The sequence below is a fragment of the Undibacterium sp. Ji50W genome (assembly GCF_049340445.1).
Lineage (GTDB): Bacteria > Pseudomonadota > Gammaproteobacteria > Burkholderiales > Burkholderiaceae_D > Undibacterium.
Map to the genome: position 1 here is coordinate 1 of NZ_JBMPOX010000001.1, position 15,212 is coordinate 15,212.

General features: G+C 51.9%; 15 protein-coding genes. 12 read left to right on the forward strand and 3 right to left on the reverse strand.

The features are described 5' to 3' along the window. The first annotated feature begins 501 nt into the window (after positions 1–501). The 6 genes from ACO0K9_RS00005 to ACO0K9_RS00030 all read left to right on the forward strand — a co-directional run bounded on the left by ACO0K9_RS00005 (position 502) and on the right by ACO0K9_RS00030 (position 3,564). Complete coding sequence (locus ACO0K9_RS00005; protein ID WP_422982472.1) at positions 502–642, forward strand: DUF7706 family protein; 141 nt, start codon at positions 502–504, stop codon at positions 640–642. Positions 643–714: 72 nt separating this feature from the next. Next, the gene (locus ACO0K9_RS00010; RefSeq protein ID WP_422980630.1) at positions 715–1,092 is read left to right on the forward strand and encodes a type II toxin-antitoxin system RelE/ParE family toxin; all 378 of its coding nucleotides are present in this window, start codon (positions 715–717) and stop codon (positions 1,090–1,092) included. Beyond that, positions 1,079–1,390, forward strand: coding sequence for a helix-turn-helix domain-containing protein (locus ACO0K9_RS00015; RefSeq protein ID WP_422980631.1), 312 nt, complete (start codon positions 1,079–1,081; stop codon positions 1,388–1,390). The genes ACO0K9_RS00010 and ACO0K9_RS00015 overlap by 14 nt, the downstream gene beginning before the upstream one ends. 30 nt (positions 1,391–1,420) lie before the next feature. Next, positions 1,421–1,762, forward strand: a complete 342-nt coding sequence (locus tag ACO0K9_RS00020) for a BrnA antitoxin family protein (protein ID WP_422980632.1) — start codon at positions 1,421–1,423, stop codon at positions 1,760–1,762. Positions 1,763–2,827: 1,065 nt separating this feature from the next. Further along, the gene (locus ACO0K9_RS00025; protein WP_422980633.1) at positions 2,828–2,980 is read left to right on the forward strand and encodes a YhfG family protein; all 153 of its coding nucleotides are present in this window, start codon (positions 2,828–2,830) and stop codon (positions 2,978–2,980) included. 119 nt (positions 2,981–3,099) lie between these two features. Next, positions 3,100–3,564 (forward strand): ankyrin repeat domain-containing protein, encoded by a 465-nt coding sequence (locus ACO0K9_RS00030; protein ID WP_422980634.1) that lies wholly within the window; start codon positions 3,100–3,102, stop codon positions 3,562–3,564. Between the two features lie 292 nt (positions 3,565–3,856). On the opposite strand, the gene ACO0K9_RS00035 is transcribed toward ACO0K9_RS00030, so the two are convergent. From ACO0K9_RS00035 to ACO0K9_RS00045, 3 genes are all read right to left on the reverse strand, one after another. Further along, positions 3,857–4,615, reverse strand: a complete 759-nt coding sequence (locus ACO0K9_RS00035; protein WP_422980635.1) for a LytR/AlgR family response regulator transcription factor — start codon at positions 4,613–4,615, stop codon at positions 3,857–3,859. A gap of 8 nt (positions 4,616–4,623) precedes the next feature. Next, complete coding sequence (locus ACO0K9_RS00040; protein WP_422980636.1) at positions 4,624–5,976, reverse strand: sensor histidine kinase; 1,353 nt, start codon at positions 5,974–5,976, stop codon at positions 4,624–4,626. Between the two features lie 280 nt (positions 5,977–6,256). After that, positions 6,257–8,491 (reverse strand): GGDEF/EAL domain-containing response regulator, encoded by a 2,235-nt coding sequence (locus ACO0K9_RS00045; RefSeq protein WP_422980637.1) that lies wholly within the window; start codon positions 8,489–8,491, stop codon positions 6,257–6,259. A gap of 454 nt (positions 8,492–8,945) precedes the next feature. Here ACO0K9_RS00045 and aroC point away from each other — a divergent pair, with 454 nt between their 5' ends. The 6 genes from aroC (at position 8,946) to asd (ending at position 15,026) form a co-directional block, all read left to right on the forward strand. Further along, a complete protein-coding gene (aroC, locus tag ACO0K9_RS00050) occupies positions 8,946–10,028 on the forward strand; it encodes a chorismate synthase (RefSeq protein ID WP_422980638.1) in 1,083 nt (360 codons plus the stop codon). Positions 10,029–10,401: 373 nt separating this feature from the next. Further along, positions 10,402–11,805, forward strand: a complete 1,404-nt coding sequence (gene leuC / locus ACO0K9_RS00055; RefSeq protein ID WP_422980639.1) for a 3-isopropylmalate dehydratase large subunit — start codon at positions 10,402–10,404, stop codon at positions 11,803–11,805. 19 nt (positions 11,806–11,824) lie between these two features. After that, positions 11,825–11,947, forward strand: a complete 123-nt coding sequence (locus tag ACO0K9_RS00060; RefSeq protein WP_186945679.1) for an entericidin A/B family lipoprotein — start codon at positions 11,825–11,827, stop codon at positions 11,945–11,947. 8 nt (positions 11,948–11,955) lie between these two features. Next, positions 11,956–12,603, forward strand: a complete 648-nt coding sequence (gene leuD / locus ACO0K9_RS00065; RefSeq protein ID WP_422980640.1) for a 3-isopropylmalate dehydratase small subunit — start codon at positions 11,956–11,958, stop codon at positions 12,601–12,603. A 56-nt stretch (positions 12,604–12,659) separates the two neighbouring features. Continuing rightward, a complete protein-coding gene (leuB, locus tag ACO0K9_RS00070) occupies positions 12,660–13,730 on the forward strand; it encodes a 3-isopropylmalate dehydrogenase (RefSeq protein WP_422980641.1) in 1,071 nt (356 codons plus the stop codon). Between the two features lie 165 nt (positions 13,731–13,895). Next, on the forward strand, positions 13,896–15,026 hold the full coding sequence (asd, locus tag ACO0K9_RS00075; RefSeq protein ID WP_422980642.1) for an aspartate-semialdehyde dehydrogenase: 1,131 nt from the start codon (positions 13,896–13,898) through the stop codon (positions 15,024–15,026). The last annotated feature ends 186 nt before the right edge of the window (positions 15,027–15,212 follow it).

The following is a 15,212-nucleotide window of genomic DNA, read 5'->3' on the forward strand; positions in this document are numbered from 1 at the left end:
AATAAACCGGAGATTATCGCAAATGACATATTTTAAATTCAAATCGTGGACACCCCTAAAACCGCCAAAACCAGCGCCTGCATTAGCTTTGCTGGCTTTACTTACCAATTTAACCGGACACTAGTGACTTCAAATGATTGAAAATTCTTCTCGTGTGCTGAACCCCGTTGGTATAGAGGCAATCCAAAACGTGAAATTGAAACGATGAATAATTTTAAATATTATTTGCTGGATAACGGTGCTGGAAAGCCTTACGAGATTTATCGGCGCCCTCTGTCGGCTCATCCTGTTTTGTATTCTAAGGATATAGAGCGAAATTTAATGGCAATTGGTCAAGCACAGATGAGGATGTATTTATAGTTATCGACTTATGGCTGAAAGGTGACTTTGATTTTGAATTTTCCGAAATTTCTGAAGAGCAGGCGTTAGCTTATATAAATGAGTGGCGGAAGTTCGGAGGTTGGCCAGGACGTGAGTGAGCTATAGTAGTTTCGATTTGATCTGACAGTAGGATTTGCCAAAGGTGTTGGCTATAGCGATTACCGGCCACTGGCGGCCAGTGAAGAAGAAGCCTATGCCATGCAGGAGGCGGGGGAGCAACTGCGCACGGCGCTGGCGGAGCAGGGTGTTGCGCCGCGCTGAACTAAGCTTCACAAGGATGTTATATGGCACTAAGTGCTATATAATAACCTCATAATAACGAGACACGACGACATGCAAATCTTCTTGACGAAATGGTTTGCCCGCTGGGCAGCCAAAGAAGGCTTGCCGGAGCAGGCGCTATGTACTGCTGTGGCTGAGATGGGACAAGGCTTGATTGATGCCCACCTGGGTGGACATGTCGTCAAGAAACGGGTCGCGGTAGGTGGACGGGGCAAGAGTGGCGGATTGCGCACGATTCTGGGTTTTAAACTCAAGGACAAGGCCTTCTTCTTGTACGGCTTTGCCAAGAACCAGCGTGACAACATTGACGACAAAGAATTGCAGGCATTGAAACTGATGGCGTCAGAATTCATGAAATACGACCGCAAGGCACTGGATAAAGCGATACGGGCGCAAGAACTCATCGAGGTGAATAATGAGCAAACATGACAAATTACTCGACGTACTACACGGCACAGCGCAAGGCTTGCATGCTGCTGGAGTGATGGACACAACCACCATGCGGGAATTTGATGCACTGTGTCTGTCGCCAGTACAAGACTATACGGCGGAACAAATCAAGCATCTGCGTTTGCGCGTCAAGGCGAGCCAGGCCGTGTTTGCGGCCTACCTCAACACCAGTGCTTCGACGGTGCAGAAGTGGGAGCAAGGACAAAAACACCCAAACGGTCCTTCACTGAAACTGTTAAACCTGGTGGACCGCAAAGGGTTGGAGATACTGGCTTAAACCCCATCAACGTAAATGAGGTGAAACGCGATGAGCAAGGCATCTACAACAGACTGGAAGCGGCTGGCCACAATGAAAGACGAAGACATTGACACCAGCGACATTGCGGAACTGGGCGACGACTTCTTCCGCCCGGCTGAATTACGTCAGCCTGCCAAGCAGGCCGTGACGATCCGTCTGGAGAGCGATGTGCTGGAGTGGTTCAAGGAGCAAGGCCAGGGCTTACCAGACACACATCAACCAGCTATTGAGCGTGTACATGGAAACCAAGCAGCAGAAATCCCATTAAGACTTCGCTTGCTGCCTGACAGGCTCCAAGTGGGCGACCAGGTGTGCATGGCAACGGCAGAGCGGGGCATTGCAACACGTTAACCGCAATCCGAAATTCACCTATCACCATGAGTCCAGCGCGTTCGTTCTGGATGGTTAATTGCGTTTTAAATTCTCCCTTTTTACTACCGAAACACTACCAAAATCCTCCCTACTCACTACCAGAATGCTACCGCCAGGCATCAGGGCAAAGAACGTAGGCGTGATTAGTGCGGGATAGGCTTTAGCCGACATTATTGATATCAATCAGACCGCTGTTCGTCTGCACATCTAAAAACCGCACATCGGCGGTGGCCATCAAAAAAATTGCTTTACTCAACACTGCGAACTAGCCAAGAGCCGCGCCAATACTGCGTGTGCGGGGAGGTCGGTTACGACTTTGCATCAGGCCAATTGCCTTTGGCAATGCGCTGGGGAGCAGCTTGGCTGAGGCCAATCAAAGCACCGGTATTGCTACGTTTAGCGACGATCATGCGAGCCGTCAGGTTGGCTGGCTCAATGACTGGGGGGCGAAGAATCCCAAGGCCGGGGTCACACAAGGCCCGAGGGCAGTTCTTTCATTACGACATTCTTGACCTAGCAGCCGCTGAGGCACGACGACAGGGGAAATCACTTTGCCTGCACGGTCTCATTGCTAGGCCTTGCAAACGCTGCGAGCATCTCAGCCAGTACCTCCTCACGCGACTTCACGCCTGCTAGTATCTGACCATACAGCCATCCGCTCCAGTGCCCTGTTCAGTGTTCGGTTAAACCACCTTATGCCGCTTGAGCTGCATTTTTTGCAGAAAACGGCGCAAGTTTTGGTTCAATCGAACGCCAAACTGAACATTTTTTAATCAGGCGAACAATAAATGTTGTTCGCCTGATTGAAATTTAGGCAATTTCGCGGCATCGTTGAACACCTTGGCATTGCATGAGCAAGGCGACGTACTGCAGCCGGTCTACGACACCAGGTTTCTCGGTAAGACGCTGAGCGGCGCGGTTGAGAGTCAGTTGCACATGCTTGCTGTGTAAATGCAGCGGAAGTGAACTTGATTACAAGCTGGGGACCAAGTGAGACGCGTTACAATATAGGTGCAGTTTCACTAATCATGTAGGAATGTTGCGATGCTGACAACTGAAATGAAGCGCCAGGTGTTCCTAAAGCTGCGTACCGAGAACTATCGCGCCAGCTTGCGTCTGGAAGGGCTGGAGCCGCGCACGGTCAGCACCAATAAATCGACTACAACACCGGTGGTGCTCAAATCCAAGCATGTCTGATAAGTACGGGACAGGCCAGGACAAGCAGCACTGCTATACCAACTCCGATGTCTTAGTCAATAAGCTTGGCTTGATGGGGGCGGATAGCTACGGATATACGTGACGGATATGGGCCTAGTATGAAATTTGATGAACAATTGATTTCCTTCATTTATCGATCAGATATTGAAGGTGTTCGGCAGTCCCTTAGCGCGGGTGCTTCGACAAGTGTTTCGGATTCGGACGGACGCGACGCACTTATGCACGCCATTCTGAGTAGCGACTGCAACCCGGCAATAGTTTCGCTGTTGCTAGCCAGTGGGGCTAACCCAAATCATAAGGACCGTGGTCAGAATTGGTCCGCGCTTGCATTTGCGGCACGGGGTTGTGATCGTGAGATTTGCTCACTCCTATTAGACAATGGCGCAGAAATTGACCCGGTAGATGTTTTTGACAATACACCTTTATGGCGTGCCGTAATGGCAAAGCGTGAAGAAATCGTATCTCTTCTCGTCAGTCGTGGCGCGAATCCTGATTTGGCGAACAAGTCGGGCGTTAGTCCGAGGATATTGGCACAACGGCTTGGTGTATCCTACTTTACGTAAGGCGCTATGTGCAGTCGTGGCTGCCAGGAACGGCCCCCACGCTTTGGATATGGGGCGGTGACAGCAGCGCGGCGATGCAGTTCTAGAACGGCACGTCCCCATCGTCAATGTTTGCACGACTGCGCGATGTCACGAGAGGCAAGCCTGCTGTCCGCTCCTCGCCGAGCCTGAAACCGCACATCGTACAAAAAGTTAAAATGCGGCCATGTGCAGCCTGTCTGCCTTGCTGAGAGCCACGTCACTACTGCGTGTGCATGACTGCGCCTCAAGCCAATTGCGTTTTTTAAAGCGCTTACATCTGCTTGAACAAATGCACAAAGCTGCGGCTGACTTCCAGTTTTTCGGTCAGGCCCTTGATCTGCACCAGGTGACGTCCGCGCAGATCGCGGATCACGCCAGAAATCGCTTTCGCATTCACCAGGGTAGAACGGTGTATCTGCCAGAACAGGGCAGGGTCCAGTTCTTCTGCCAGGTCACGTACCGGCTTGCGTATCAGTGCTTCATAGGTGGCAGTCTGTACCCGGGTATATTTTTCGTCGGACTGGAAAAACAGGATTTCTTCCACCGGTATCAGACGCAGTTCCTGGCCTATTGAGGCCTGTATCCATTGCATGTAATCCGGTTTGGCGCTGATGCCCATCTGCTTGGCCAGTTGTGACAGCATGCTGCTCATGTCGCTGGGCTGGCTTTGGCTGGACAGGCGCTGCTTCAGCCTTTCCACGGTGCGTGTCAGGCGATCCACATCGGCCGGTTTCAATACATAGTCAACCGCGCCATGATCAAAGGCCTGGATGGCGTACTGGTCATACGCGGTGATGAAAACGATATGGGCTTTGTTGCCGATATCCCTGGCTGCTTCCAGGCCGGTCTTAACCGGCATGCGAATGTCGAGGAACACCAGGTCAGGCCGGTGTTTTTCTACCAGTTCAACGGCTTCTTCGCCATTCTTGGCTTCGTCCAGGATGTCCAGTTCAGGCCAGACCTGTTCCAGGCGCGACTTTAACTGGTCGCGCATCAGTCTTTCATCATCGGCGAGTATTGCTGTTGGCATAGTCGTCACTAATTGGCTAATTCGTAAGGGATTTCTATGGTAACGCAAACGCCGCTTGGTTGATTGGCTGTAATGATCATTTGTCCTTTTTCTTTATAAATCAATTTCAGGCGTTCCCGGATATTTTGCAGGCCAAGGCCGGTGCCGTTGCTGGGCATGGCACCAAATCCCAGGCCATCGTCGCTGACCGAGACGCGCAGCTTGTTGTGGGCGACTTCGGCATGGAAGCGTATGGTGCCACCTTCTGCCTTGCATTCCAGCCCGTGCTTGATGGCATTTTCGACCAGGGATTGCAGCATCATCGGTGGGAAGGCCGCACTGCGCAAGCCTTCCGGCATGATGAAATCGACATTCAGGCGTTCTTCCATGCGCATTTTCAGCAATTCCAGGTAAGACTTGATCATGTCTGCTTCGCGGCCCAGATTGGTGATGCTGGCGTTTTCACGCATTTGTGGCAAGACCGCGCGCAGATAGGCAATCAGGCTGCGCTGCATGGCGGCAGCGCGTGGCGGATCGGTTTCTATCAGATGTTCGACTGAGGCCAGGGTGTTGAACAGGAAATGTGGTTCCACCTGGGCCTGCATCATCTGCATTTGTGCTTCACTGACCTGGCGCAGCAGCGATTCGCGTTCAGCGGCCATGCCGGCTTCCTTGGCTTTTTCTTCAGCCCGGACTTTGCCGCTCATCAGAGCCTTCATGCCAAACAGGCCAAATACCAGCAACACAACAAAGTTCTTGAACCATTTGGAGGACGTGCGCTTGTAGCTGCGCACCTCTTCGTCGGCGGCATCGGCGACGGCATTATTGATGTCTTCGCTGATTTCCCTGGCAACTTCCGCCGGCAGTTTGATGTGGATATCATCATGGCCTGCAACCGACGGCATGGCTGGAGGTGCTGGCGGAGCAGCAGGCTCGGCTGGCGCGGCAGGGGGGGCTGGCTCTGCGCCTGGGCTGGTTGCTGTGGCAGATGCTGCCGGTGTACCTGGTGGCGTGTCCGTATCCTTGTTGATGCGGATACCGTTTTCGTCTATCTCGATTTGCTTGCCCTTGCCATCGGCATTGTTCTTGCGGATGTGGATGCCGGTGTTGTCAATTTCAATATTGGTATCGCCATCCGTGATCTTGCTGGTCTTCTTGGCTTTTGCCGAAGGCGTGTTTTTCTTGATGATCACATTTTCTTCAGACGTGAACAGGGCGTCCTGCAAAATGCCGCCAGCGGCAATGGTCAGCGCGGCAAACAGCAGAAATTTCCACCACGATAATTGCGTGACCCAGGCCGCTGTCTTGTCGAAGACTCTGCTCAGCAAAGCCATCATGTCGGCGATGAATTCCTTGAAATTTTGTGTGTTCGTATTGTTCATGATGCATCTCTTTTAGCGAGTATCCCAGATCGATGCAGCGCCGCTGATAACGGGGGGCGCTGCTTTCTCGGGACTTTTCAGTCCATGCTTGCACTGTAAGGAAATTACCCGGACATGGATAGCGACATGCGACAGTCTGCAAAATCGGCAGGACAGAACGAAGAAAAAGCCATGCAATATGAACTGTTTATGCACTATTAATAAACGGTCGCGCAGGCAATCGCATGATCACTATGCATTTTTCTGGGTGATGTCAGGCGCACAAGCTGGGCTGAACGGTTTATCTTGTTGCCAGCCAGGCATGCAAATCGTCGCGGGTCAGGGGCTTGGAGTACAGATAGCCCTGGGCGATATGGCAGTCGTAAGAAAGCAGGGTAGCGGCCTGCATTTCACTTTCCACCCCTTCGGCAATAATCGACAGGCCCAGGTTTTGACCAAGCTGGACGATCATCTTGGCGATACTGCCTTCACTTGAATTTTTCTGGATTTCATTGACAAAGGCACGGTCAATTTTCAATTTGTCTACATCGAGTTTTTGCAGGTGGCTGAGTGAAGAGAAGCCTGTGCCAAAGTCATCAATCGACACGCTCATACCCAACTGTTTGATCTGGTGCAGGGTCTTGACCAGCAGTTCTGGATCTTTCATGGCCATGGATTCGGTAATTTCCAGTTCCACAAAATTGGGTGGCACCTTGGTATCGGTCAGGGCCTTGTTCAGTGATTGCATGAACAGCGGGTGTGAAAACTGTACCTGCGACACATTGATCGCCATCTGGAAGTTGGTATAGCCCAGGCTGCGCAAGTGCACCAGTTCAAAACAGGCGGTGCGCAATACCCATTCGCCAATATCGACGATCAGGCCGGAATATTCGGCAATCGGGATGAACTGGTCGGGCGGGATAAAGCGGCCATCATCTGTCTTCCAGCGCAGCAGGGCTTCGGCACCTGTCACGCGGCCATCGCGCATGTCAATTTGCGGCTGGAAGACCAAGAATAATTTTTCACGCTCAAAGGCGGCCCGCAGGGCATGCATGAGCAAGACACGTTCACGAATTTCCACACCCATATTGCGGGTGAAGTATTCATAGCCGCCGCGCCGGTTCATTTTGGCGCGCTTGAGGGCAATATTGGTGTCTTTCAGCGCTTCTGAACCATCGCCATCATACTCATCCAGCTTGATCAGGCCTATGGTGGCCGACAACTGCACTTCTTGCTGGTCAACGTCAAACGGTGCGTTGAACAGGGCCAGTATCTTGTCCGGGTAGACCATGCTGGCCTCACCCAGCAAGGCAAAGGTGTCGCTACCGACCCTGGCCAACTGGCAATCTTCGCCAAAGGTATTGGCTAGTCTTTGCGCGACTGAATACAGTAACAGGTCGCCAAACTGATGGCCCAGGGCGTCATTGGTTTCGGCAAAGTGATCGATATCGATCAGTGACAGGGCGCTATGACTTTTCAGTGAGGTTTGCAGGGTTTCATTCAGTGTCTGCAAGAGCTTGAGGCGATTCGCCAGGCCGGTCAGCGGATCATAAAATGCATAATTGTGCAGGCGTGATGTCAGCATCACATTGTCCAGACCCACCGATACATTGCCGCAAAAGACGCCCAGCAGGCGCTGGTCCATCTCGTTCAGGTGCAGGCCAGTATTCAGGTAGAGCGTGAAATCTTTTTGCGCCACATTGTTGAAATACAGTGCCGTCATGTCGGCTTCGAACACGCTCTGGCGCAACTCCAGTGAGCGTTTGACGATGTTGGCGGCCGGTGCATCAAGCTGATTCAATGCTTGATTCAGCTTGCCTTGGTACATGGCCGTGGCGGCAATGACGAATAGTTCACCTTCTTCCTGCTGTTCGGCCGGGGCTTGCCTGGCGCAGACAAAACCTTCGGTATTCAAACCCAGCAGGCCGCTGATTTGTACCAGCACGCCAGCAGCAAAATTTTGCAGGCCTTGCAGCGCCATCAGTTCGGTGCTGGCATGAATGATCATTTCCAGGCCACGCCGGCTGGCGCTGATGGCGCAGATTTGTTCGTAAGAGCGGATTGCCGAGGTGACGGCGGTGTACAGCTTGGTACGTGTCAGTTCGGATTTGGTTTTATAGTCATTGATGTCGTAGTCACGAATTGCATCAATTTCAGGCGCATAACCTGGCTGGCCGGTACGCAGTATGATCCTGACATCGGTCAGGCCCAGAGTCTTCCGGATATGGCTGACCAGTTGCAGGCCAGCGTCTTCCTGCTCCATGACCACGTCCAGCAGGATGATGGCGATATCCGACTCGCTTTGCAATATGTCACGTGCTTCTGCCGCAGAATAGGCATGCAGAAAGCTCAGCGCGCGATGCTGTATTTCAAGACTGCCCAGCGCAAAGGTGGTGGCCGAATGCACATCCGGATCATCATCAATAATCATGATCCGCCAAGTCTGCATGGGCTTGGATGCCACCGAAGCTTCTTCGCTGTCTGGTTCTTCCAGGAAAACCAGATCATCTTCGGACGAGTGGATCGTTGAATTCATCTGTAATGCGGCTCCATGCTTGGCATATCTTATGGTAAGAACCTGTTTACGATCTTAAGCGCGAGCGCAATCGTAGTCCACGCGGGGCTCATGCGCTGCTCAAAATGCTCATGTACTTAGAGTACATTCCACTTTTTGCGCTGCGTTTTTGTTAGCCTTACCCCGCTGATGCACAAACGCTCGCTCGCTACAGATCGTAAACACGTTCTAAGGGCGCTGCAAAATTTGTTCCTTGTGGAACTATGACACTAAACCTAGCGTCAGCCAAGCGTCAACTCGTCTCTTTGGTAAGAATAAAACAAGATTTGACCGATTGGGAAGAAAAATACTTTGAATTTCTTGATAATTTGCGAAATCTCCGGTCAAGTTTCCCGGAACTTGAATTCAGCGCCTGCCGCTTCACTGGTAAAATGCGGATAGATTTGTCTATTCACCTACTTTTCTTCACATACTTATGTCTGGCAATACTTTCGGCACTTTGTTTACTGTTACCACCTTTGGCGAATCACATGGGCCTGCCATCGGTTGTGTTATTGATGGATGCCCGCCAGGCATGGAGCTGTCCGAAGCCGATATACAGCCAGAACTTGATCGCCGTCGCCCGGGTACCTCGCGTCATGTGACACAACGTCAGGAACCAGACACGGTAGAGATACTGTCCGGCGTCTATCAGGGTAAAACCACGGGCACGCCGATTGGGCTATTGATACGTAACCAGGATCAGCGCAGCAAGGATTACGGCAACATCACCGAAACCTTCCGGCCCGGCCATGCTGATTTCACCTACTGGAATAAATATGGCATTCGTGACCCGCGCGGTGGCGGACGCTCGTCGGCACGCCTGACGGCGCCGGTGGTAGGGGCGGGTGCGGTCGCCAAAAAATGGTTGCATCAGCAATATGGAACGGTATTCCATGGCGGCATGAGCCAACTCGGTGAGATCGATATCCCGTTTGAAGCCTGGGCTCATACCGTCGATAATCCATTTTTTGCGCCAACCGCCGATGCCGTGCTGATACAGCGGCTTGAAGATTATATGGATGCCTTAAGAAAAGACGGGGATTCCATCGGTGCCAAAATTGATGTGGTGGCCAGCAAGGTGCCGGTAGGGCTGGGGGAACCCATTTATGACAAGCTGGATGCGGAAATCGCCTATGCCATGATGGGCATCAATGCCGTCAAAGGAGTGGAAATCGGTGCCGGATTCAGGTCCGTTGCACAGCGTGGCTCGGTACATGGTGATGAACTGACGCCGGAAGGTTTTATCGGCAACAATGCCGGTGGCATTCTGGGTGGTATTTCCACTGGTCAGGACATCACGGTATCCATCGCCATCAAGCCAACCTCATCGATACGCGTCCCACGTCGCTCAATAGACAAGGATGGCAATCCGGTCATGGTGGAAACCTTTGGCCGTCACGACCCCTGTGTAGGTATACGGGCAACACCGATTGTTGAATCCATGCTGGCACTGGTGTTGATGGACCATGCCCTGCGCCATCGTGCCCAATGCGCAGATGTGCGCTTGCCTGGCTGATCTTTCACTCTATACTGTAGACAGGGTGACCATGCCAGATGGTCACCATGGGTCACCATGAAAAATCACCCGGACTGGCCTTGGTCCGGGTAAGTGGTATGCTGTAGTGGGGAACTTAATCAATGACATGTTCTGCATGTCTTTTGATGGCTTTTGTTTCCAGACTGCATCAAAATATTCACCGGGAAATTTCCAGATTTCCATCCCATGTCAGATGAAAATTTGGCGATTTAATTCAAACCTGATTTTTATCTTGAAATTTTCATGCACCAATTTGGCGTGAGACGTGGTTTTGCATTGCACAATTGTGGCATAATCAAATGCAAAAAATTGATGCAGTACGGATTATTGACCTATTTTCAGGCTTCAGATCATGCTTAAAACGCTTTACGACAAATTGTGGGAATCTCATGTAGTGCATTCCGAGGAGGATGGTACTGCCATTCTGTACATAGATCGGCATCTCTTGCACGAAGTTACCAGCCCCCAGGCTTTTGACGGCCTGAAACTGGCTGGCAGAAAACCATGGCGCCTGTCCGCCAACCTGGTGGTGGCCGACCACAATGTACCAACCACCAATCGCGTCAATGGTATTGATGATCCCATTTCGCGCCTGCAGGTGGAAACGCTGGATGGCAATGCCAAGGAATATGGACTGACTTATTTCGGCATGGCTGACAAACGTCAAGGTATCGTCCACGTTATCGGCCCTGAGCAAGGCGCGACCTTGCCCGGCATGACCGTGGTGTGTGGTGATTCACACACCTCCACGCATGGTGCATTCGCCTGCCTGGCGCATGGCATAGGCACGTCGGAAGTGGAGCATGTGCTGGCAACCCAGACATTGATCGCTAAAAAATCCAAGGCCATGCTGGTGCAGGTAGATGGCGCATTGCCATCTGGCGTGACAGCCAAAGATATCGTGCTGGCGATTATCGGCAAGATCGGTACCGCGGGCGGTACTGGTTATGCCATCGAATTTGCCGGTTCCACCATTCGCAGCCTGTCCATGGAAGGCCGCATGACGGTTTGCAACATGGCGATTGAAGCTGGTGCCCGTGCTGGTATGGTGGCGGTGGACCAGACAACGATCGATTATGTCAAAGGCCGCCCATTTTCACCGGTTGGCCCGCATTGGGAACGTGCCGTTGAATACTGGCGCACCCTGCACACCGATGCCGGTGCCAAATTCGATATGGTGGTGACACTGAATGCTGCCGATATCAAGCCGCAGGTGACCTGGGGTACGTCGCCCGAAATGGTCGTCGCCATAGATGGCCGCGTACCTGATCCTGAGCAGGAAAAAGATGCCGTCAAACGCGATGCTATAGAAAAAGCCCTGGTGTACATGGCGTTGCAGCCAAATACCGCGATTTCTGATATCCGTATCGACAAGGTATTTATCGGTTCCTGCACCAATTCGCGTATAGAAGATCTGCGTGCCGCCGCTGCCGTGGTGCGTGGTAAATACCGTGCATCGAATGTGAAGCTGGCGATGGTGGTGCCGGGTTCTGGTCTGGTCAAAGAGCAGGCCGAGCGTGAAGGCCTGGACAAGATTTTCAAGGCCGCCGGATTTGAATGGCGTGAGCCGGGTTGTTCCATGTGCCTGGCCATGAATGCCGACCGTCTGGAGCCGGGCGAGCGTTGTGCTTCTACCTCGAATCGTAATTTTGAAGGGCGTCAGGGGCAGGGTGGACGTACCCATCTGGTATCGCCGGCCATGGCTGCAGCGGCAGGTGTCGCAGGACACTTTATTGACATACGTAGTTTGAATTAATGTATTGCGGAGGAAAGACATGAAGAAATTATTTGCACTGGCGATTTGCGCTTTCATCCTGGCAGGCTGCAATACCGTTCAGGGTTTGGGTAAAGACGTTAAAAAGGCTGGCGAAGCAGTCGAGAATGCAGGCAAAAAATAAGTAGCGACATGGAAAAATTTACTTTACTTGATGGTCTGGTTGCGCCCATGGACAGGGCCAATGTAGATACGGATGCCATCATCCCCAAGCAGTTTTTGAAATCCATCAAACGCAGCGGCTTTGGCCCAAATCTGTTTGATGAATGGCGCTATCTTGATCATGGCGAGCCTGGCATGGACAATAGCAAGCGTCCATTGAACCCGGATTTTGTGTTGAATCACCCGCGTTATCAGGGGGCATCCATATTGTTGACGCGCAAGAACTTCGGTTGCGGTTCTTCGCGTGAGCATGCGCCCTGGGCGCTGGAGCAATATGGCTTCCGTGCCATTATCGCCCCCAGTTTTGCCGACATTTTCTTTAATAACTGCTATAAAAATGGCGTTGTGCCCATCGTCTTGAGCGAAGCCCAGGTGGATGCCTTGTTCAATGAAGTCAAGGCCTTCCCTGGTTACAGGTTGCTGGTGGATCTGGAGCAGCAGGTCGTGCGCACCACGACTGGCAGCGCCAGCTACCCGTTCGATATTGATGCCTTCCGCAAATACTGCCTGATCAATGGTCTTGACGATATTGGCCTGACCCTGCGTCAGTCCGACAAGATACGCGCATTCGAAGAGCGCCATATTGCAGCCCAACCGTGGCTGGCTAATACCATTTAAGCGCATCTTTTTTAATCTGTTGTTTTGATCCCTTATTGATCCCTTATTGATCCACTATGAAAATTGCTATTTTGCCAGGTGATGGCATAGGTCCGGAAATTGTTGAGCAGGCAGTCAAGGTATTGAATGTGCTGGGCGAATCCTTTGAAATGGAAACAGCCCCCGTCGGCGGCGCCGGTTATGAAGCCTCTGGCCATCCTTTGCCAGAAGCCACGCTGAAACTGGCGCTGGCAGCAGATGCCATATTGTTTGGTGCGGTGGGCGACTGGAAATACGACACCCTGGACCGCCCCTTGCGTCCTGAGCAGGCTATCCTGGGTTTGCGTAAAAACCTGAAGCTGTTTGCCAATCTGCGTCCGGCCATCATGTATCCCGAACTGGCAGGTGCTTCCACGCTGAAGCCGGAAGTAGTTTCTGGCCTGGACATCCTGATCATTCGTGAACTGACAGGCGATATTTATTTTGGTCAGCCACGCGGTGTGCGTGTTTGCCCGGATGGCCCGTTCAAAGGCGAGCGCGAAGGCTTTGATACCATGCGCTATGCCGAATCTGAAATCCGTCGCATTGCCCATGTAGCTTTCCAGGCAGCACAAAAACGCGGCAAGCGCCTGACCAGTGTTGACAAGGCCAATGTGTTGGAAACTTTCCAGTTCTGGAAAGAAATCGTCACTGATGTGCATAAAGAATACCCGGATGTCGCGCTCGATCATATGTATGTCGACAATGCTGCCATGCAATTGGTGCGTGCACCGAAGAAATTCGATGTCATCGTCACCGGCAATATGTTCGGTGATATCTTGTCCGATCAGGCATCCATGCTGACGGGTTCCATAGGCATGTTGCCATCGGCATCGCTGGATGCGAATAACAAGGGTTTGTACGAGCCATCCCATGGTTCGGCACCAGATATCGCCGGCAAGGGCGTGGCCAATCCTTTGGCCACCATCCTGTCGGCTGCCATGATGCTGCGTTATTCGCTGAACAAGGCCGAGCAGGCAGATCGTATAGAAAATGCCGTCAAGAAAGTGTTGGCCCAGGGTTTGCGTACGCCGGATATTTATGAGGCCGGGACTACCAAGGTGGGTACGACCGAGATGGGTGAAGCAGTTGTAAAAGCATTGAATTAATTTGGTAGGACTTACGCAAAACCGCCCCAGCTGCGTTGCAGCTCCTCTCCTAGGAGCCGCGTACTAAAGTACTGTCTTCGTCGCTGACGCCTTGCTGGGACGATTTTGCGTAATTCCTCTGATTTATTAGAAGGGCAGGGACGTCCTGCAAAATTTTAGGGAAAAATGATGAAACTGGTGGGTCTGGTAGGTTGGCGCGGTATGGTGGGTTCTGTCCTGATGCAACGCATGCAGGAAGAAGGTGATTTTGATCATATTGAACCCGTATTTTTTTCTACTTCGAATACAGGTGGCACAGCCCCTGTAATGGCGAAGAATGAAAAAACCTTGCAAGACGCAAATAATATTGATGCGCTGAAGAAGTGCGAAATTATTATTACCTGCCAGGGTGGTGACTACACCAATGACATTTATCCAAAGTTGCGTGCAACTGGCTGGACAGGCCACTGGATCGATGCAGCATCCAGCCTGCGCATGAATGAAAATGCAGTCATCGTGCTGGACCCGGTCAATCTGCCCGTGATCAAGCAAGCGTTGCTCAATGGACAAAAAGACTGGATAGGCGGCAACTGCACGGTCAGTTGCATGCTGATGGGCGTCGGTGCGCTGTACAAGGCTGGTCTGGTCGAATGGATGAGCACCCAGACTTACCAGGCAGCATCTGGTGGTGGTGCCCAGCATATGCGTGAATTGCTGACGCAATACGGTACTTTGAATGCAGAAGTGCGTACTTTGCTGGATGATCCGAAAAGTGCGATTCTGGAAATCGACCGTAAAGTGATCGCCAAACAGCGTTCCCTGACTGCTGATGAAACCGCCAATTTTGGTGTGCCGCTGGGTGGCTCGCTGATTCCCTGGATTGACAAAGACCTGGGTGACGGCATGTCGAAGGAAGAATGGAAGGGCATGGCCGAAACCAACAAGATACTTGGCCAGGGCGCAGGCTTTGGTACGGCAGCTGTACCAGTCGATGGTTTCTGCGTGCGTATTGGTGCCATGCGTTGTCACAGCCAGGCATTGACATTCAAGCTGAAAAAAGACGTGCCGGTAGCCGATATCGAAGCCATGATCGCTGCTGACAATGAATGGGTTAAAGTCGTGCCAAATACCCGTGAAGCCAGCATCCGTGACCTGACACCGGTGGCTGTGACCGGTACCATGACTATCCCGGTTGGCCGTATCCGCAAACTGGCCATGGGTCCTGAATATGTGGGTGCCTTTACAGTTGGCGATCAATTGCTGTGGGGTGCCGCAGAACCACTGCGCCGTATGCTGAGGATATTGATCGAAGGCTGATGTTTTGATGTAGCCTGAGAAAGATGTTGTAAAATAGAGGGGGGCGTGCTGCGTCCCCTTGTCGTTTTTAAAACCTCAAAAAATTCGCACGCATAGTGTGCTGCGGTTTTAGTTGTGGTTTTGGCTTTAACTTTTAATAAATAAATCATTCGGATTTTGGCGAATATCTTTTCACTTGTCATTTAG

What these genes read in the sequence shown, in the direction of transcription:
- ACO0K9_RS00010 (WP_422980630.1), top strand. Translation starts at nt 715, where the DNA reads ATGCAAATCTTCTTGACGAAATGGTTTGCCCGCTGGGCAGCCAAAGAA.
- ACO0K9_RS00015 (WP_422980631.1), top strand. Translation starts at nt 1,079, where the DNA reads ATGAGCAAACATGACAAATTACTCGACGTACTACACGGCACAGCGCAA.
- ACO0K9_RS00020 (WP_422980632.1), top strand. Translation starts at nt 1,421, where the DNA reads ATGAGCAAGGCATCTACAACAGACTGGAAGCGGCTGGCCACAATGAAA.
- ACO0K9_RS00025 (WP_422980633.1), top strand. Translation starts at nt 2,828, where the DNA reads ATGCTGACAACTGAAATGAAGCGCCAGGTGTTCCTAAAGCTGCGTACC.
- ACO0K9_RS00030 (WP_422980634.1), top strand. Translation starts at nt 3,100, where the DNA reads ATGAAATTTGATGAACAATTGATTTCCTTCATTTATCGATCAGATATT.
- ACO0K9_RS00035 (WP_422980635.1), bottom strand. Translation starts at nt 4,615, where the DNA reads ATGCCAACAGCAATACTCGCCGATGATGAAAGACTGATGCGCGACCAG.
- ACO0K9_RS00040 (WP_422980636.1), bottom strand. Translation starts at nt 5,976, where the DNA reads ATGAACAATACGAACACACAAAATTTCAAGGAATTCATCGCCGACATG.
- ACO0K9_RS00045 (WP_422980637.1), bottom strand. Translation starts at nt 8,491, where the DNA reads ATGAATTCAACGATCCACTCGTCCGAAGATGATCTGGTTTTCCTGGAA.
- aroC (WP_422980638.1), top strand. Translation starts at nt 8,946, where the DNA reads ATGTCTGGCAATACTTTCGGCACTTTGTTTACTGTTACCACCTTTGGC.
- leuC (WP_422980639.1), top strand. Translation starts at nt 10,402, where the DNA reads ATGCTTAAAACGCTTTACGACAAATTGTGGGAATCTCATGTAGTGCAT.
- ACO0K9_RS00060 (WP_186945679.1), top strand. Translation starts at nt 11,825, where the DNA reads ATGAAGAAATTATTTGCACTGGCGATTTGCGCTTTCATCCTGGCAGGC.
- leuD (WP_422980640.1), top strand. Translation starts at nt 11,956, where the DNA reads ATGGAAAAATTTACTTTACTTGATGGTCTGGTTGCGCCCATGGACAGG.
- leuB (WP_422980641.1), top strand. Translation starts at nt 12,660, where the DNA reads ATGAAAATTGCTATTTTGCCAGGTGATGGCATAGGTCCGGAAATTGTT.
- asd (WP_422980642.1), top strand. Translation starts at nt 13,896, where the DNA reads ATGATGAAACTGGTGGGTCTGGTAGGTTGGCGCGGTATGGTGGGTTCT.